A 17,294-nucleotide genomic window follows, 5' to 3' on the forward strand; every position below is an offset into this window, starting at 1 on the left:
TTAGGCGGCCGGCCTTCGGGGATCAAGGCTCGCACCATTGATCTATCATGAGTCGGCGCCCCGCTCATTCCCCTCACTTGTCGAAGCGGCGGAAAAAGCTGTCGCTGTTCCAGGTCGGACGGTTCGGCGCGTTGGCGACGTGCAGGACCACGGCCGCGACATAGTCGTTGAGCTTCACGGATTCGGCCGGCATCACCGGCTGCTTCACGTCATCGAAGGGCGAATGGTAGATATTGGCGCGCCATGCCTTTTCGAGGGTCGCTTCGGGCGTGCCGGCCTTGAACCCGAATTTGAAGAAGAGCGCGGGAATGCCTGCCCGCACGAAACTATACTGGTCGGAGCGGATGAATACATTCCGGTCGGGAAAGGGATCGGGCGTGATCGGCAACGACATGGCGCGGCTAACCGCGCGGGCGTCGTCGCCCAGGCTGCTCTGATCGTAGCCGATTGGGGTCACGCTGGTCAGTGGAAAGAGGGGAAGCGCCATGTCGAAATTGAGGTCGGCGACGATCGAGCCGCGCGGAACGGTGGGGCGTTGCACGAAATAGCGGGACCCAAGCAGGCCCTTTTCCTCGCCCGTGAGAACGGCGAAGAGGATGGAGCGCCGCGGCGGGATCTGGGCAGCGCGCAGGGCACGGGCGATCTCGATGAGGCTGGCAACGCCGGAAGCATTGTCCAGAGCGCCATTGTAGATCGCATCCCCTTTCATCGGCGACCCGATCCCATAACCGTCGAGATGCGCGGAGAGGACCAGATATTCATGCCGCAGCCGGGGATCGCTGCCCGGCAGCATGGCGAGGACGTTCGAGGAGGAAAGGTCGGCCCGGCGTGCCGCAATCGTCGCCTTGAGCCGCAGCGTGAGCGGAAAGGACGGTATGGCTGCAGAAGCATCGGCCGCTGTGGCCAGGGTCGCGAAATCATGGCCCGACCCCGCAAACAGCAGTCCCGACCGGGCGGGGTCGAGTTGCGCCATGACAAAGGACTTGCGGCTGTCCCGCAGGCTCGCGTCCTTGAAATAAAGCGCGGGCGCAGGGGCCAGGGCGACACGACGAGTCCAGGGAATTTCCACCTGTGCCGGCGTCACCAGGGTGATGATGCCCAGCGCGCCCTGCCGCGCCAGCCAGGCCGTTCGCTCCGACCGTGCATGGGATTTGAGCGCGCCCGAGATCGACGCCGGCCCGCCCGACAGCGTGACGACGATCTTGCCCTTCAGGTCGAGGCCGGCGAAATCATCATGCCCGATCTCCGGCAGGTGCAAGCCGTAGCCCGCAAAGACCAAAGGTGCGTCAATGCTGGCGGGAATCGGCCCACCGCTGCCGGAGATGATGAGATCGCCCGGGATTGAGAGCGGGGTTCCTCCTTCCGGCCCAATCAGCGTGGCGCTGCTGCCTTCGGCAAGGATCGCCTGCTCGACGAAAGCGACAGGCTGGCGATAGCCGTCGCTGCCCGCCGGGGTGAGGCCAAGTGCGCGAAATTGCTCCGTGACATAGGCAGCGGCCCGATCATAGCCGGGAGAACCAGTGGCGCGCCCTTCATTGGCGTCGCTGGCGAGCGCCTCGACATGCGACCACCATCGTGCGGCCCTGTCCTGCGCCACACCCTGCGCTGCCGTACCGACGAGAGCGGCGAAAGACAGGGCCGACAGGAAGATGCGCATGCGGTATTCCTCACGAACTCAGGGACATGTTCTTGCCCGATCCGGTGCGACGAACAAGAGGCTTCGATCCACCATCTGCCGACGCGCCCTTGCGGCAGCGACAGCCCTCGCTATCACCGTGGCGGGAACGCCGGTTGTGGGGAGAGGTGAGTGCGGACGGTGCGTGAATCAGGATTGGGTATCGCGGCGCTCATCATGGCGGCGATGGCCACGCCGGCAAGCGCGGCGACGCGCGGTTTCACCATCACCAGTTTCGACGCGATCCGGGTGGATGCGCCGATCGATGTGGCCATCACCACCGGGGCGGGCGCGTCGGCGCGGGCCGAAGGCGACCAGGCGCTGCTTGACCGGCTGAAGGTCGACGTGTCAGGCCGACTGATGGCGGTCACTATGGAACGCGCGCGCCCCGGCGAGAGATCGGGCGGCCGGGCAGTGCTGCGCCTGTCGACAGGCGCGCTCCAGCGGATCGTGCTGACCGGGGGCGGATCTGTATCGGTAAGCCGTCTCAAGGGCCTGCGCGGCGAAATCATCCTGGGTGGAAATGGCGATGTCGCAGTGGGTGCAGTGGATGTCGATCAGCTCAATATCGGCCTCGCCGGCGCGGGGCGCGCGACGCTCGCCGGACGGGCGGGCGTCGCCACGATGCGCGTGAACGGACCGGGCGCGGTCATGGCCGAACTCCTGCACGCGCGTCAGGCCAGCGTCAGCAATGACGGACCCGGCAACATTACGCTGACAGCCGATGTGACCGCAAAGCTAAGCGCATCGGGATCGGGCGACGTGACCATCCTCGGCAAGGCCGCATGCCAGGTCGACAATAGGGGCACCGGGCGGATTTCCTGTGGTGGAGAGGCCTATTAGCGGCGCGCAGGCTTCAAGGGCGCAGCCCCCCTCCCCACCATTGCTTATCGAGTTGTTTACCGCAGGAGCGGTAGGAAGGCAGCGATATTGACTGCCGGATATGCCGATGTTCGCTCGCCTGCTGCTCCTGTTCCTTTTTGCCGCGGCGCCGCAGACCGCCCATGCCCAGGTAGCCGTCGCTGACAGCGGCGATACCGGCTGGATGATGCTGTGTGCGCTGCTGATCCTGTTCGCAGCCCTTCCGGGCCTGATGCTGCGGCATGCCGGACTGGTCAGCGCGCGCAGTGCTTTGGCAGCGCCCGCGCAGACCCTGGCGGTGGCCGCAACCGTTTCCCTCGCATGGGCGATTGCCGGCTACAGCCTCATTTATGCCCCGGGCAGCGCTTGGCTCGGCGGCGGGGCGAACCTGTTCCTGGAACGGCTCGCCGCGGTGCGCGAAGGACTGACGGTGCCGGAATCCGGGTTCGTCCTGTTCCAGATGATGCTTGCCATCTTCGCGGCTTGCCTGCTGCCCGGCGCTGTCGCGGAAAGGGCGCGGATGGGCTGGATCGCGGCCTTCGCGCCGCTGTGGCTGCTGATCGTCTATGCGCCGATAGCGCGCGCGATTTGGGGCGGTGGCTGGCTGGCGGATCTTGGCGTCATCGATTTCGCGGGCGGGCTGGTGATTCATGGCGCGGCCGGCTTCTCCGCGCTCGCGCTGGTGCTGATCATGGGCCGACGGCTAAGCCCGGCACAGGCAGGTCATGCGCCGCTGCTTGCAATGGCGGGCGGCGTGATGCTCTGGTTCGGCTGGGCGGGGATGGTCGGAGGTTGGTCGCTTGGCGCGACCGACGGCGCCGCGACCGCGATCCTGAATGCGCATTTCGCCGCCTGCGCGGGCGTGCTCACCTGGATGGTGGGCGATCGCCTGATCGGCGGGCGCGTCAAGGCGACGGGCCTGATATCCGGCGGGCTTTCGGGACTGGTTGCAATCTCCGCTTCGGCAGGAATGGTTGGTCCGGGCGGCGCGATACTGGCTGGCATGATCGGCGCGATCGTCAGCCGGTTGGGCAAGGCATTGCTGAAGGGGAGGATCGATGATGCGGCCGACCTGTTCGTTATTCACGGGCTGAGCGGGATCGCAGGCGCGCTGCTGCTGCCGCTGCTCGTACAGCCAGCGCTGGGCGGGGCGGGCTTCGATCCGGGGATCGGCCTGCGGGGCGCGGTGCTCGGCCAATTGATCGGCGTGGGCGTAGTCGCGATCTGGGCGACCTTGGGGTCGGCGATCATCGCGCTGCTGCTGTCTGTCGTGCTGCCGATGCGGGCGACAGCCCAGGACGAAGCGGGCGGGCTGGACGCATCGCAACATGGTCAGCAGAGCTGGGATTTCCGCTGAGCGCGATGATAGCTGTCGGTATCTTCGCGCATCAGGAGGAGCAGCGGATCGGCGTCTGTCTGGCATCGCTGCCGCTGGACCGGGCAGATACGGTCTTCCACGTTCTGGTGAACGGTTCGAGTGACCGCACCGAGGCACGCGCGCGCGCTGCGGCGCAGGGTCGCCGGAACGTCGTCGTGCATGACCTGCAACCCGGCGGAAAATCGCGGACGTGGAATCATCTTGTTCACGGGTTGCTGACGGGCGGCGAGCAGGCCGTCATCTTCCTGGACGGAGACGCCGAGATCGCGGCCGGATCGATCGATGCACTGGCCGCTACGCTGGCCGGCAAGCCCGGCGTCAATGCGGTGGCGGGTATGCCGCTCAACGGCCGGATGGCGGAGCGCTATCAACGCCAGTTGCGGGAGGATGGCGGGCTGTTCGGCGACCTTTATGCACTGTCAGGCGGCTTTGTCGGGCGGATGAGGGCGCGGGGCTTGCGCCTTCCCGAGGACCTGGTCGGCGACGACGGCCTCGTCGCGGCCTGGGCCCATACCGACCTCCAGTCCGACGATTCGTGGGACCGGCGCCGGGTGATCGCCTGCGAAGGTGCAGGGTTTTTCTGTGAGCCCGTGCGCCTGTGGAAACCCTCCAGTTGGCGGATGCAATATCGGCGGATGATCAACTATTCGGTGCGCTTCTTCCAGAATCGTATCATATCGGACATCATGAAGCGCGATGGGCCAGACGGCTTGCCGGGCCGGATAGCGGACCTCTATCCCGACTGGATCAGCCGCTTTTCGCCGCGGCCCGGGCTGACCGGCTGGTTCGACGGCCTGGCGCTCCGGCGGATGCGGCAGGCCGCCGATTAACGATCCCTGCCTGCCAGTTCCTTGTTGATGAACAGCGCCAGCCCGGTGACGATCGCGCCGGAGAGCAGATAGACCCCCGACGCAGCCAGACCGAAAGTGACCGAAAGCGCCAGTGCGACCAGCGGCGCGAAACCAGCGCCCACAAGCCACGCAAGATCCGAGGTCAAGGCCGACCCCGTGTAGCGATAGGCGGTGGAGAAGTTGGAGGCGACGACGCCGGACGACTGGCCGAAGCTCAGCCCCAACAGGATGAAGCCCAGGATCATGAAGGCGATCTCCGCCAGTTCCCCGCCGTTCAGCAGCAGCGGCGCGGCGATGCTGAAGATGCCGATGCCGACCGCCGACCAGGCGAGCAACTTGCGCCGCCCGACCATGTCGGCGACGAAACCTGAAACGATGATGGCCAGGATTCCGACACAGGCGCCGATAGCCTCGATCACCAGGAAGCGTTCGAGCGGCTGCTTCGTGAAGAGCGCGATCCACGACAGGGGAAACACCGTCACGAGATGAAATAGCGCGAAGCTGGCCAGCGGCGCGAACGCGCCGATGATGATGTTGCGACCATCAGCCTGAATTGTATCGAAGACGGGCGAAGGCTGAAGCTCGCGCGCCTCAAACAGCCGCTCGAATTCATGCGTCACGACGATCCGCAAACGGGCGAAAAGCGCGACGACGTTGATCGCGAAGGCCACGAAGAAAGGATAGCGCCAGCCCCAGTCGAGAAAGTCGGCGTGCGAGAGCGAGGACAGGAAGAAGGCGAAGAGCCCGCTGGCCACCAGCAAAGCGAGCGGCGCTCCGAGCTGCGGCATCATCGCATACCAGCCTCGCTTGTTTTGCGGAGCGTTGAGCGAGAGCAGCGAGGCGAGGCCGTCCCAGGTCCCGCCTAGCGCAACGCCCTGTCCAGCGCGGAAGATCGCGAGGAGCACGGCCGACCATATGCCGATCGTCTCATAGCCCGGCAGGAATGCGATGAAGGCCGTGGACCCGCCCAGCAGGAATAGCGCGATGGTGAGCTTGACGCCGCGGCCATAGGCACGATCCACCGCCATGAAGATGAACGAGCCAATGGGACGCGTGATGAATGCGAGCGCGAAAATGGCGAAGGACCAAAGGGTTCCGGCGAGCGGGCTCAGAAAGGGAAAGACATGGGCTGGAAAGACGATGCAAGACGCGATCGCATAGACGAAGAAGTCGAAAAATTCGGACGTGCGACCGATGATGACGCCGATCGCGATCTCCGCCGGAGCGATGCGATGGTCGCGCGCGGTGATAGTGCGCGCGTCGCGCTCGAGCGACGTCGAGGATGGCGTGGTGGTCGCGGCGTTCATCGGGTCTGGCTAGCCTTCATGCTGCGGAACGGGCCATGTCCAACATCGTTGCAGCATAGCGATTCGTCCCGGTGGTCGAAAGACCAATGCCCTATTTCGCATCTGCGAGGGGATAGGACAAAAGGTCCAATGTCGATACCGGTGAAGCGCTCTTATTCCTGCGGCATGAACCTACGCCTGCCCCTTCCTCCAGCCGCGCCTATGCGTCGATTCGCGCCCCTGTTGCTGTTGCCGCTGAGCGCCTGCAATTGGGTGGTGATGTCGCCTGCGGGCGATGTGGCGATGCAGCAACGCGACCTGATCCTGGTTTCAACGTTGCTGATGCTGCTCATCATCCTGCCGGTCATGGCAATGACGATATGGTTTGCGTGGCGATATCGGGAAAAAGCGCAGGCGAAGGATTATGACCCCGATTGGGATCATTCGACCAGCTTGGAACTGCTGATCTGGTCGGCGCCGCTGCTGATCATCATCATGCTTGGGGCGATCACCTGGAGCAGCACCCATCTGCTCGACCCCTATCGCCCGATCGAGCGCGTCGATTCCAAACGGAAAGTCGAGCCTGCGGCCAAGCGACTGCAGGTCGAAGTCGTGGCGCTGGACTGGAAATGGCTGTTCATCTACCCGGAACTGGGCATCGCGACCGTGAATGAACTGGCCGCGCCCGTCGACCAGCCGATCGAATTCAAGATCACTTCCGCCTCGCTGATGAACAGCTTCTTCGTGCCGGCCCTTGCCGGGCAGATCTATGCGATGCCGGGCATGCAGACGGTATTGCACGCCGTTGCCAACAAGCCGGGTGATTACGAAGGCTTTTCCGCCAATTATTCAGGCGCTGGCTTTTCCCACATGCGCTTCCGCTTCCATGCGATGGACAAGGCTGGATTCGACCGCTGGGTAACCAAGGTAAAGGTGAGCGGCGCGACGCTGGACCGGGCGGCCTATGCGAAGCTCGAGCGGCCGAGCGAGAAGGTGGCGCCCATGTATTTCGCCGGCGTCGAGCCGCGATTGTTTCACGCCGCGCTCAACATGTGCGTGCAGCCGGGCAAGCGGTGCATGGATGAGGTCATGATGACCGACATGCAGGGCGGCGCTGGCAAGGAATCGGCGCGGGAAACCGAAGGCTTGCGTCATGATGGCACCATCGATGTGGGTGGCTTCCATCCGGCCGAGCCGGGGAAGAAGGGCGAAATCGCCCAGTCGGCGGGAATGACTCCGGCGGCACAGAAGACGCCGGCTGCTCAAAATGGCGTCCACACCAGGCATGAGGGGATGTGATGACGATCCCTTTCCTGACGCGTCATCCGGACGGTGTTTCAGCGTCCGTCCATCCCCAAGCGGCTCCGATTCCGAGGGCGAAATGGACGCTGAAACAGGTTCAGCATGACGGTCTTTGTTTGTCCCTGCCCACTTCCTATCCTTTCGGCTGAAGGCTTCTCCCATGTCCCCCTCCCCCGCATCCGAAAATAGCGGCATCTGGAAGCTGATCTTTGGTCGGCTCGACTGGAGCGCGGTCCCGGTCCACGAGCCGATCGTTGTCGGCACCTTTCTGGCGGTGGTGGTCGGCGGCCTCGCCGTGCTGGCAGTGGTCACCAAATATCGCCTCTGGGGCTATCTGTGGACAGAATGGTTCACGACGGTGGACCACAAGCGCATCGGCATCATGTACATGATCCTCGGCCTCATCATGTTCGTGCGCGGCTTCGCCGACGCGTTGATGATGCGATTGCAGCAGGCTTGGGCGTTCAACGGATCGGAAGGCTATCTGAACGCCCATCATTATGACCAGATCTTTACCGCCCATGGCGTCATCATGATCTTCTTCGTAGCCATGCCGATGATCACGGGCATCATGAACTATATGGTGCCGTTGCAGATCGGCGCCCGCGACGTCAGCTTTCCTTTCCTCAACAATTTCAGCTTCTGGATGACGACAGCAGGTGCGGTCATCGTCATGATGTCCCTGTTTGTCGGCGAGTTCGCGCGGACCGGCTGGCTCGCCTATCCCCCATTGTCCGGCATCGCCTATAGCCCGGGGGTCGGCGTGGATTACTATATCTGGGGCCTGCAGGTCGCGGGCGTCGGCACCACCTTGTCTGGGATCAACCTGATAGCGACCATCGTGAAGATGCGCGCGCCCGGCATGTCGATGATGAAGCTGCCGATCTTCGTATGGACGTCGCTGCTGTCCAACGTCCTGATCGTCGCCGCCTTCCCTGTGCTGACGGCCGTTCTGGCGCTGCTCAGCCTTGACCGCTATGTGGGCACCGCCTTCTTCACGAATGATTTCGGCGGCAATCCGATGATGTACGTGAACCTCATCTGGATTTGGGGGCACCCCGAGGTCTATATCCTCATCCTGCCGCTTTTCGGCGTGTTCAGCGAAGTCACCTCCACCTTCTCCAGCAAGCGGCTCTTCGGCTATTCGTCGATGGTCTATGCGACGGTGGTGATCGCGATCCTGAGCTATATCGTCTGGCTGCATCATTTCTTCACCATGGGATCGGGCGCCAGCGTCAACAGCTTCTTCGGCATCACGACGATGGTCATCTCCATTCCCACGGGCGCAAAGCTCTTCAACTGGCTGTTCACCATGTATCGCGGGCGCATCCGTTTTGAACTGCCGATGATGTGGACGGTCGCGTTCATGCTGACCTTCGTGGTCGGCGGCATGACCGGCGTTCTGCTCGCCGTTCCTCCGGCGGACTTCGTGCTGCACAACTCGCTGTTCCTGATCGCACATTTCCATAACGTGATCATCGGCGGCGTGTTGTTCGGCATGTTTGCGGCGATCAACTATTGGTGGCCCAAGGCGTTCGGCTTCAGGCTGGACCGCACCTGGGGCCTGCGCAGCTTCTGGCTGTGGGTCGTGGGTTTCTGGGTCGCCTTCATGCCGCTCTACATACTGGGCCTCATGGGCGTGACGCGCCGGATGCGGGTGTTCGACGATCCCAGCCTGCAGATCTGGTTCGTGATCGCGGCGATGGGCGCCGTGCTGATCGCGCTCGGGATCCTGTGCATGTTCATCCAGTTCGGCGTCAGCATCCTCAACCGGGACAAGCTGCGCGACCTCACCGGCGATCCGTGGGACGGCCGCACGCTGGAATGGTCCACCAGTTCGCCGCCGCCGGACTATAATTTCGCCTTCACCCCCGTCATCCATGACGGCGACGCGTGGGCGGACATGAAAAAGCGCGGTTATCAGCGCCCGACCGGCGGCTACCAGCCGATCCACATGCCCAGCAATACGGGAACCGGGATTATCCTGGCGGGACTGGCGACGGCCTTTGGCATCGCGATGATCTGGTACATGTGGTGGCTGGCCGGGCTGAGCTTCGTTGGCATCATTGCCGTGGCGATCGGCCATACCTTCAACTACAAACGCGACTTCCATATTCCCAAGGATGTGGTCGAACGCACCGAAAGCGAGCGCACCCGCCTGCTCGCAGTGCAGGGCTGAACCATCATGGCTAGCGCACCTTCCATTGACCCCGCCTTCCTGGACAAGGACGGCAAGCCGCTGTTCCACCTCGACCAGGAGCCGCATCATCCGGAAGGATCCAGCACCACGCTGGGCTTCTGGCTGTACCTGATGAGCGACTGCCTGATCTTCGCGTCGCTGTTCGCGACCTATGCGGTGCTGGGCGGCAACTATGCGGCGGGTCCTGGTCCCAAGGATCTTTTCGATCTGCCGCTGGTGGCGTTGAACACCGCTATGCTGCTCTTCTCGTCCATCACCTATGGCTTCGCCATGCTGGCGATGGAAAGAAACAAGGTCGGCGCCACGCAGGGCTGGCTGGCGGTCACAGGCCTTTTCGGCCTCGCCTTCCTGTCGATCGAGCTCTACGAGTTCGCGCACCTCATCCATGAGGGCGCAACGCCGATGCGGTCGGGATTCCTGTCAGCCTTCTTCACACTGGTCGGCACGCACGGGCTGCACGTCACCTTCGGCACGATCTGGCTGGTGACGCTTATGGTGCAGGTCGCCAGGAAGGGGCTCATTCTCGCCAATCAGCGGCGGTTGATGTGCCTCAGCATGTTCTGGCACTTCCTTGATGTCGTCTGGATCGGCGTCTTCACCTTCGTCTATCTCATGGGGATGCTGCGATGAGCGCGCACAGCCACGACAATCACGGTCATCACGGCGAGCATCATGGCGGAGCGCCCGCGCATGGGAGCATGGGCAGCTACATGATCGGATTTGGCCTGTCGGTCATACTGACGGCCATTCCCTTCTGGCTGGTGATGACTGGTGTGCTGCATGATCCACAACTGACCGCCTTCACCATAATGGGCTTTGCTGTCGCGCAGATCGTGGTCCACATGATCTTCTTCCTGCACATGAACACCCGGTCGGAAAATGGCTGGACCATGATGGCGGCCATCTTCACCATCGTTCTGGTCGTCATCACCCTGTCGGGTTCGATGTGGGTCATGTATCATCTCAACCACAACATGATGCCGCAGATGCAGGCGATGAGCGCGCATGACATGAGCCAGATGCCGTGACGCAAGGCACGCCCCGCCAGCGGTCGGCGGGGTTCCTGATCAGCCTCTCAATGGTAGCGGCGCTGCTGGTGACGGGCTTTGCCAGCCTGGGCATGTGGCAAGTGCATCGGCTCGCCTGGAAACGCGCGCTGATCGCCAGGGTCGAGAGCCGCGTTCACGCCGCACCCGTAGCCGCCCCGCGCGCCGTGGACGGCAAGTCCGCCTACCTTCGCGTCGTGGCGAGCGGCCGCTTTCTGAACAGCCGCGCGACGCTGGTTCAGGCCTCCACCGTCAAGGGTGCGGGATATTGGGTGATGACGCCGCTGGCTACCGACCGCGGCTTCACCGTGATCATCAACCGCGGCTTCGTGCCCCCTGAGGCGAAAGCGAGCTATGGCCGCCCGGAAGGCAAGGTTCAGATAACCGGCCTCGTGCGCCTGAGCGAGCCCAGGGGCGGGCTCCTGCGGGCCAACGATCCCTCCGCCGACCGATGGTATTCGCGCGACGTGGCCGCCATCGCACGGGCGAGACGACTGGACGGCGGATTGGCAGACTATTTCATCGATGCCGAACAATCCGGCCCGCCCGCCGCACTGCCGGTCGGGGGGCTGACCGTTCTTTCCTTTCCCAACAATCATCTCTCCTATGCGCTCACATGGTTCGCGCTGGCAGCGATGGTCGCAGGCGCCTACATGATGCTGATGCGTTACGAGTGGAAAGAACGCCGGCTATGAAGTGCGGTCTCCCGATCAGCGCACGGTGGCTGCCGAGCCAATGGCCGGCTGACGCGGCGGGGCGCAAGAACATGGCGCTGCTGGTCCAGTTGCGCTGGATCGCCATCGCGGGCCAGGTTGTCACCATTTTGTTCGTGCACTGGGGCATGGGCATCAACCTTCCGATCGCGGCGATGCTTCTGGTGGCAAGCGTCGCGGCGGCTGTGAACATCATCACCTTCGCAGCCTTGCGCTATCGCACCGACATCGCCCATGCCGAGTTGTTGCTGGCGCTTCTGTTCGATGTGCTGCTGCTGACTGCACAACTTTATCTCAGCGGCGGGGCGACCAATCCGTTCATCTCGCTCTATCTGTTGCAGGTAGCGCTGGGCGCCGTGCTGCTCGACCGCTGGAGCATTTGGGGCGTCGTCACGATGTCGGCGCTGTGTGCGGCAATGCTGTCTTTCGTCTATCGACCGCTGGGCCTCACCGACGCGCTGGAAGGCCATCTGTTCGACCTGCATATCGTGGGCACATGGATTTGCCTCACGATGATTGCCGTGCTGCTGGTTCTGTTCATGGGGCGCGTCAACCGCAACCTGCAGGAGCGCGAAGCCTATCTTGCGCGTCTACGGCAACAGGCGGCGGAGGAGGAGCATATCGTCCGAATGGGCCTGCTCGCGTCGGGCGCCGCGCATGAGCTGGGCACGCCGCTTTCGCAGCTTGCGGTTGTGCTGGGCGACTGGCGGCGCATGCCCGAAATCACTGACCACGCCTCCCTGGTGGAGGAGGTGGAGGAGATGCAGGCGGCGGTGCGCCGATGCAAGAGCATCGTCACCGGTATCCTTCTGTCGGCGGGCGAAGCGCGCGGCGAAGCACCCGAAGTCACCACTCTGCGCGACTTCATCGACGGCATCGCCGCCAACTGGCGGGCGGCCAATCCCGGCATGCCGCTGCGCTGCGAGTTCGGGCCGTACGACTATCCGCCCATCATCGCAGACCCGGTGATCCGCCAGGCCATCGGCAACCTGCTCGACAATGCGCGGGAGGCGGGCGCCAGCTATGTCGACCTGCTGGTAGGGCGCGACAGCCATTCCATCAATATCGCGGTGCGCGACAATGGCAGCGGCTTTTCCGAGCAGATGCTGGCCGATTTCGGAAAACCCTATCGATCGAGCAAGGGCAAGGAGGGCCATGGGCTGGGCCTGTTCCTGGTAGTCAATGTCGTACGCAAGCTGGGCGGCAGCGTGTCGGCGAGCAATGGCGCGGATGGCGGCGCGATGATCCTGTTGCGATTGCCGTTGGGAACACTCGCGCTTGAAGGGACCGGCCGATGAGCGACGGCAAGCTGCTGGTGCTGGTTGAGGATGATGAAGCCTTCGCCCGGACACTGAAGCGGTCATTCGAGCGGCGCGGCTATAACGTGCTGTCCGCCGGCAGCCACGCGGCGTTGGAAGCGCTGCTGGTCGACCATGATCCGGGCTATGCCGTGGTCGACCTGAAGCTGGGCGCAGAATCAGGTCTGGTGTGCGTGCAAACCCTGCACGCCCATGACCCGGCGATCCTGATCGTCGTGCTGACCGGCTTCGCCAGCATCGCGACGGCGGTAGAGGCGATCAAGCTGGGCGCATCCCATTATCTGGCCAAGCCATCCAACACCGACGATATCGAGGCCGCCTTCGCGCGCTCCGCCGGCGATCCCTCCGCACCGCTCGCGCCGCGCCCGACATCCATCAAAACGCTGGAATGGGAGCATATTCACGAGGTTCTGAAAGACAGCGACTTCAACATTTCAGAAGCCGCCCGGCGCCTCGGGATGCATCGCCGAACACTGGCCCGCAAGCTCGCGAAACGACAGGTCGGCTGAGCGGCGCCTTTCCGTCAGGGCACGCGGAACGGCATGATGGCGTGGAAGAGCGCCTCGCGAGAGGACACGTTCATCTTTGTGTAGAGTTGGCGCACATGGCTGCGCACCGTGTCGACGCTGATGTCCAGATTCGTGGCACATTTTTCGACATTATGCCCCTTGAGCAATTGCTGCAGCACGCGATCTTCGGCTTGCGTGATGCCGAACCAGGACCGGTAGCCTGTGTATCGCACCGATTCGATATCGCTGCGGCGGCGCAGTTCCAGACCGTAAAGCCGATGCCCGTCATTCCCGGAAGGCAGCTGGCGTACAACCATGACCACCTGACCCCCGTCGACCGGCGAGGCATAGGAGCCGACGAAAATGTCTCCGCCTCCCAGCCGCGCGACTTCAGCGCCAAGCGCCGGCGCGCCGGGACCTTGAACAACCGTCAGGATGCCATCCTTGCTTTCGATCCAGCCGCGGCCCTCTAGAGCCTCTCGCGCCGGCTGGTTCGCCCAGCGGATACGCAAATCCGAATCGAAGATAAGCCGAGCCGTTGTCCCCGCGCCCAGCCATTCCAGCGCAGCATGTTGCAGCGCTTCAATACTCAGTTCCAAACTTGCCCCCACAGCGGAAAGCAAGGTTTCGGCAACTTACTGTCCCATTTTAGAACAACTCGCTGCCGCCCCTGCCCCCATCGCTCTCCCAAAATAGTTAATCGACTGAAATCTTCTCGGCTCACCAATTTTGGTGATGCGAATCGATATATGCCGGTCGTAATAGGCACCCAACAACAAAATGAACAAAATGTTAAGAAGATTAGCTTGACGGGCGAAGAACTTAACTCAGAGCAAATCGCTGAGTAAGAACCATCATCCAGTCCTGACGAAGCCTCAATTGCGGGTCGCATCGCAGTTTTTTTGGCCGATTACGGAGGGACAATGCCAACAGCAAGGAAGAAGGCAATCGCGAAGGCCATAACAACGGCGATCGCGGTGACCGGCGGCTTCGGCAATGCATGGGCATCCGACCTAGTTTACACGCCCAACAACCCGTCCTTTGGCGGAAACCCTTTCAATTCAGCCCATCTTCTGGGCGTTGCGAACGCGATCAACAAATATAAGGATCCAGCGTCCGCCACCAGTTCCGATCCGGCGGCTCAGTTTCTGCGCACGCTGCAGAGCCGACTGCTGTCAACACTGGCAACCCAGATTACCGATGTCATCTTTGGCGAACATGCCCAGGACACCGGTCTCATCAAGTTCGGCGACCAGGAAATCAGTTTCGTCCGTGGCGCTGATTCGGTGACACTGACGATCAGCGATCTGGCGAGCGGGTCGGTGAGCGAGATTGTGGTCCCCCTCCTTCAGGGAGCCGGCTAATGCCCCTGTCATTGTTGCTCCGGTCCGTCGGCCTGATGATGGCCGCGACGGGGCTGTCGAGCTGCGCGGCCTACAGCGCGAAAAGCTGGACACCGCCGGCCATGGCCAAGCCATCGCAGATCCAGAGCAGGCTGCTCGCCCTTCCTTCCAGTGGCAAGCGCGTCGCGGTGGCGGTCTATGGCTTTACCGACCAGACCGGCCAGTTCAAGCCGACCGACAATGTCCAGACGCTTTCGCGCGCGGTCACACAGGGGGCCACGTCGATCCTGGTCAAGGCGTTGCAGGACGCGGGGAACCGGCAATTCTTCCAGGTTATCGAGCGCGAGCGGTTGGACAATGTGCTGCGCGAACGCGCCGTGATCCGGGAAATGCGCGCCTCTTATCTCGGTGAAAAACAGGTCAATCCGCAGGCGCTGCCTCCCCTGCTCTTCGCGGGACTACTGCTCGAAGGCGGGATCATCGGCTATGATTCCAACGTCAAAACGGGCGGCGCCGGTGCGCGCTTTCTGGGCATTGGAGGCAATGGCCAGTATCGGGAGGATACCGTAACGTTGTATCTGCGCGCAGTGAGCGTGAAGACAGGAGAGGTCCTGACGTCGGTCAATGTCCGCAAGTCGATCGCTTCGGTTGCGCTGGGCGCCAATGCCTTTCGCTATGTCGGCTTCAAGGACCTGCTCGAACTGGAAGCGGGCGTCACCTATAATGAGCCCGACCAGCTGGCAGTGCAGCAAGCCGTGGAAAAGGCGGTCTACGCGCTGATCGCTGAAGGGGCACTGCAGGACCTGTGGTGCTTCGGCACGACCGAGGAATATGGTGAAAAGCTGCTGCGCGACTATGTGGCCGAGCGCGATTCGATCAAGCCCGAGCAGGTTGTGCTCCCCACCCGCGCTGATGGAGCCAAGGTGACCGGTGCATGCCGGGTCGCGTCACCCCAGCAGGCAACCGCGACCATCAATACCCGGATCCTGGCGAGCCCCGCCCCGGCGGGAACGCCCACGTTGCACGCGCGGATCGTGCATACGCAGTCAGGAATGTGAGGATGAAGATGCACTAGAAATCGGGCTGGTCCGCCAGCGGCAGTGATTGGCGTCAAGACGCCGACGGACCAGGTGGACAGGTTTGCGGAAAACCCGTCCGGATCGTGAGTAGCAACCCACGCCACGATAGTGGCACAGATGCGCGCGCAGAGGCAATCGGCCTCTGGCTGGAATCCCGGCTGCGCGCGACGGATTGCCTCCCACATCCCTTTTTCCGCCGGCTGCCCCTGAGGCCGGGCAGAGCAGCCGCAATTTCCGGCCGTAACAGGGTGCCGCCACTCCGGGGGCATTTGGGGCTGTCACGCCCCTAAGGGAGAATGTGGGATGAAGAAGATTCTTTTGACGGCCGTATCGGCCCTTGCGATGAGCACCGCCGCACATGCGGACAGCTCGACGAGCTCGATCACCCAGGGAAGCACGAACAACCAGGCTTATGTCGATCAGGTCGGCGCTTCGACCGGTGGCGCCTCGACGATCAATCAGACTGGATCGACGAACTATGCCAAGCTGACCCAGAAAGATGATGGAACGGGTGCCACGCCGGTCCAGACGTCGAACATTCAGCAGACGGGATCGAACAACGCAGCGACCGTTAACCAGACCCTGCAGACGTCCTACAGCTATCCGCCCTCGACCAAAAACGCGTCGACCGTCCTGCAGTCAGCCGACAACAACGTGGCTAATGTGACCCAGAATGACGACGGCCAGTCCTCGTCGATCGAGCAGGCCAGCAACGGTAACACCGCCACGGTCTCGCAGGGCTTGGCCAATTCGGGCGACACCAGCTATGAAAACAGCTCGACCATCTATCAGGGCGGCACCGGCAGCCATGAAGCGACTGTTTCGCAGACCGGCTTCCGCAACACCAGCTATGTGAACCAGGACGGCAGCAACCAGGCTGCCGATGTGAAGCAGAGCGGCGACAACAACGTTGCCGGCACGGTTCAGAGCGGCGCAGACAATACGTCGTGGATCGATCAGGTCGGCGGTGGCAACCGCGCCTACACCACCCAGGGCGGCGTCAAGGGCAGCACCTCGACCATCACCCAGCTGGGCAACAACAACGGCGCCTCCGTGAACCAGACGGACGACGGCAATGGTTCCACCCCTCCGCTGAACCGCTCGACCATCACGCAGTCGGGCAACAGCAGCAACGTCTATGTCGATCAGAACGCGCAGACCTTCATCATTCCCAACGTCTCAACGGTCGACCAGTCCGGCGACCACAGCAGCGTCAGCGTGGCTCAGAAGGACGACTGGCAGTATTCGAACGTCAACCAGTCGGCCGACAATAGCTCCGCATCTGTCGTCCAGGGCGTTGCCCAATCGGGCAACTCGGACACCAGCTTTGGCAACACGTCCTACGTGACCCAGTCGGGTTCGACGCAGATTGCCTATGTCGAGCAGATCAACCGCAGCAGCTATTCGGACGTCAATCAGTCCAGCTCGGGCAACTCCGCGACCGTCCTGCAGGGCGGATACAGCGGCAATTCCGATCTGGATCAGACCGGCAAGGATAACGACGCGTTCGTCAACCAGTATGGCACCAACAACGACGCCGTGACGTACCAGGCGGGCGATCTCAACGCATCGACCATCCTGCAGGGCGGGTCGAACAACTACGCGAATGTCAGCCAGACCACCGATGGCAACAGCTCGTTCATCGACCAGACGGGAAGCGCCAACGCCGCATACGTGGCCCAGTAAGTCGTGCAGTCCGGGCCTCCCCGCGGGGCCCGGACACGCTTTCAAA

General features: G+C 62.8%; 16 protein-coding genes. 13 read left to right on the forward strand and 3 right to left on the reverse strand.

The features are described from left to right. Positions 1-73 precede the first annotated feature (73 nt). The gene (locus AAC640_RS05025; protein WP_340265014.1) at positions 74-1,657 is read right to left on the reverse strand and encodes a M28 family metallopeptidase; all 1,584 of its coding nucleotides are present in this window, start codon (positions 1,655-1,657) and stop codon (positions 74-76) included. 195 nt (positions 1,658-1,852) lie between these two features. Between AAC640_RS05025 and AAC640_RS05030 the strand changes: the two genes are divergently transcribed. The 3 genes from AAC640_RS05030 to AAC640_RS05040 all read left to right on the forward strand — a co-directional run bounded on the left by AAC640_RS05030 (position 1,853) and on the right by AAC640_RS05040 (position 4,744). Then, positions 1,853-2,518, forward strand: a complete 666-nt coding sequence (locus AAC640_RS05030; RefSeq protein WP_340265344.1) for a GIN domain-containing protein — start codon at positions 1,853-1,855, stop codon at positions 2,516-2,518. A 106-nt stretch (positions 2,519-2,624) separates the two neighbouring features. Further along, positions 2,625-3,893 (forward strand): ammonium transporter, encoded by a 1,269-nt coding sequence (locus tag AAC640_RS05035; RefSeq protein ID WP_340265015.1) that lies wholly within the window; start codon positions 2,625-2,627, stop codon positions 3,891-3,893. A gap of 5 nt (positions 3,894-3,898) precedes the next feature. Continuing rightward, positions 3,899-4,744 carry a glycosyltransferase family A protein gene (locus tag AAC640_RS05040; protein ID WP_340265016.1) on the forward strand — a complete coding sequence of 282 codons (846 nt, stop codon included), beginning with the start codon at positions 3,899-3,901 and terminating at the stop codon, positions 4,742-4,744. Here AAC640_RS05040 and AAC640_RS05045 read toward each other — a convergent pair. Then, the gene (locus AAC640_RS05045) at positions 4,741-6,072 is read right to left on the reverse strand and encodes an MFS transporter (RefSeq protein ID WP_340265017.1); all 1,332 of its coding nucleotides are present in this window, start codon (positions 6,070-6,072) and stop codon (positions 4,741-4,743) included. The genes AAC640_RS05040 and AAC640_RS05045 overlap by 4 nt on opposite strands. A 201-nt stretch (positions 6,073-6,273) precedes the next feature. Here AAC640_RS05045 and cyoA point away from each other — a divergent pair, with 201 nt between their 5' ends. The 7 genes from cyoA (at position 6,274) to AAC640_RS05080 (ending at position 13,140) form a co-directional block, all read left to right on the forward strand. Continuing rightward, positions 6,274-7,350, forward strand: coding sequence for a ubiquinol oxidase subunit II (gene cyoA / locus AAC640_RS05050; RefSeq protein ID WP_340265018.1), 1,077 nt, complete (start codon positions 6,274-6,276; stop codon positions 7,348-7,350). A 163-nt stretch (positions 7,351-7,513) separates the two neighbouring features. After that, entirely contained in the window at positions 7,514-9,532 is a 2,019-nt protein-coding gene (cyoB, locus tag AAC640_RS05055) for a cytochrome o ubiquinol oxidase subunit I (protein WP_340265019.1), read from the forward strand. Between the two features lie 6 nt (positions 9,533-9,538). Beyond that, the gene (cyoC, locus tag AAC640_RS05060; protein WP_340265020.1) at positions 9,539-10,183 is read left to right on the forward strand and encodes a cytochrome o ubiquinol oxidase subunit III; all 645 of its coding nucleotides are present in this window, start codon (positions 9,539-9,541) and stop codon (positions 10,181-10,183) included. Continuing rightward, on the forward strand, positions 10,180-10,581 hold the full coding sequence (cyoD, locus tag AAC640_RS05065; RefSeq protein WP_340265021.1) for a cytochrome o ubiquinol oxidase subunit IV: 402 nt from the start codon (positions 10,180-10,182) through the stop codon (positions 10,579-10,581). The genes cyoC and cyoD overlap by 4 nt, the downstream gene beginning before the upstream one ends. Before the next feature lie 50 nt (positions 10,582-10,631). Next, positions 10,632-11,294, forward strand: coding sequence for an SURF1 family protein (locus tag AAC640_RS05070; protein WP_340265345.1), 663 nt, complete (start codon positions 10,632-10,634; stop codon positions 11,292-11,294). Next, the gene (locus AAC640_RS05075) at positions 11,291-12,610 is read left to right on the forward strand and encodes an ATP-binding protein (protein ID WP_340265022.1); all 1,320 of its coding nucleotides are present in this window, start codon (positions 11,291-11,293) and stop codon (positions 12,608-12,610) included. The genes AAC640_RS05070 and AAC640_RS05075 overlap by 4 nt, the downstream gene beginning before the upstream one ends. Next, complete coding sequence (locus AAC640_RS05080; RefSeq protein ID WP_340265023.1) at positions 12,607-13,140, forward strand: response regulator transcription factor; 534 nt, start codon at positions 12,607-12,609, stop codon at positions 13,138-13,140. Before AAC640_RS05075 ends, AAC640_RS05080 begins: the two co-directional genes overlap by 4 nt. A gap of 14 nt (positions 13,141-13,154) precedes the next feature. Here AAC640_RS05080 and AAC640_RS05085 read toward each other — a convergent pair whose 3' ends face one another. Further along, entirely contained in the window at positions 13,155-13,739 is a 585-nt protein-coding gene (locus AAC640_RS05085; RefSeq protein WP_340265024.1) for a helix-turn-helix transcriptional regulator, read from the reverse strand. Positions 13,740-14,063: 324 nt separating this feature from the next. Between AAC640_RS05085 and AAC640_RS05090 the strand changes: the two genes are divergently transcribed. The 3 genes from AAC640_RS05090 (at position 14,064) to AAC640_RS05100 (ending at position 17,248) form a co-directional block, all read left to right on the forward strand. Further along, positions 14,064-14,504, forward strand: a complete 441-nt coding sequence (locus AAC640_RS05090) for a curli assembly protein CsgF (protein WP_340265025.1) — start codon at positions 14,064-14,066, stop codon at positions 14,502-14,504. Then, the gene (locus AAC640_RS05095) at positions 14,504-15,541 is read left to right on the forward strand and encodes a CsgG/HfaB family protein (protein WP_340265026.1); all 1,038 of its coding nucleotides are present in this window, start codon (positions 14,504-14,506) and stop codon (positions 15,539-15,541) included. The genes AAC640_RS05090 and AAC640_RS05095 overlap by 1 nt, the downstream gene beginning before the upstream one ends. A 324-nt stretch (positions 15,542-15,865) precedes the next feature. Further along, positions 15,866-17,248: a hypothetical protein gene (locus tag AAC640_RS05100; RefSeq protein ID WP_340265027.1), complete on the forward strand. Its 1,383-nt coding sequence runs from the start codon at positions 15,866-15,868 to the stop codon at positions 17,246-17,248. Positions 17,249-17,294 lie beyond the last annotated feature (46 nt).

Source organism: Sphingobium mellinum (assembly GCF_037860795.1).
Lineage (GTDB): Bacteria > Pseudomonadota > Alphaproteobacteria > Sphingomonadales > Sphingomonadaceae > Sphingobium > Sphingobium mellinum.

Excerpts from the sequence above, each read along its gene's own strand:
- AAC640_RS05025 (WP_340265014.1), bottom strand. The coding sequence starts at position 1,657 with ATGCGCATCTTCCTGTCGGCCCTGTCTTTCGCCGCTCTCGTCGGTACG.
- AAC640_RS05030 (WP_340265344.1), top strand. The coding sequence starts at position 1,853 with ATGGCGGCGATGGCCACGCCGGCAAGCGCGGCGACGCGCGGTTTCACC.
- AAC640_RS05035 (WP_340265015.1), top strand. The coding sequence starts at position 2,625 with ATGTTCGCTCGCCTGCTGCTCCTGTTCCTTTTTGCCGCGGCGCCGCAG.
- AAC640_RS05040 (WP_340265016.1), top strand. The coding sequence starts at position 3,899 with ATGATAGCTGTCGGTATCTTCGCGCATCAGGAGGAGCAGCGGATCGGC.
- AAC640_RS05045 (WP_340265017.1), bottom strand. The coding sequence starts at position 6,072 with ATGAACGCCGCGACCACCACGCCATCCTCGACGTCGCTCGAGCGCGAC.
- cyoA (WP_340265018.1), top strand. The coding sequence starts at position 6,274 with ATGCGTCGATTCGCGCCCCTGTTGCTGTTGCCGCTGAGCGCCTGCAAT.
- cyoB (WP_340265019.1), top strand. The coding sequence starts at position 7,514 with ATGTCCCCCTCCCCCGCATCCGAAAATAGCGGCATCTGGAAGCTGATC.
- cyoC (WP_340265020.1), top strand. The coding sequence starts at position 9,539 with ATGGCTAGCGCACCTTCCATTGACCCCGCCTTCCTGGACAAGGACGGC.
- cyoD (WP_340265021.1), top strand. The coding sequence starts at position 10,180 with ATGAGCGCGCACAGCCACGACAATCACGGTCATCACGGCGAGCATCAT.
- AAC640_RS05070 (WP_340265345.1), top strand. The coding sequence starts at position 10,632 with ATGGTAGCGGCGCTGCTGGTGACGGGCTTTGCCAGCCTGGGCATGTGG.
- AAC640_RS05075 (WP_340265022.1), top strand. The coding sequence starts at position 11,291 with ATGAAGTGCGGTCTCCCGATCAGCGCACGGTGGCTGCCGAGCCAATGG.
- AAC640_RS05080 (WP_340265023.1), top strand. The coding sequence starts at position 12,607 with ATGAGCGACGGCAAGCTGCTGGTGCTGGTTGAGGATGATGAAGCCTTC.
- AAC640_RS05090 (WP_340265025.1), top strand. The coding sequence starts at position 14,064 with ATGCCAACAGCAAGGAAGAAGGCAATCGCGAAGGCCATAACAACGGCG.
- AAC640_RS05095 (WP_340265026.1), top strand. The coding sequence starts at position 14,504 with ATGCCCCTGTCATTGTTGCTCCGGTCCGTCGGCCTGATGATGGCCGCG.
- AAC640_RS05100 (WP_340265027.1), top strand. The coding sequence starts at position 15,866 with ATGAAGAAGATTCTTTTGACGGCCGTATCGGCCCTTGCGATGAGCACC.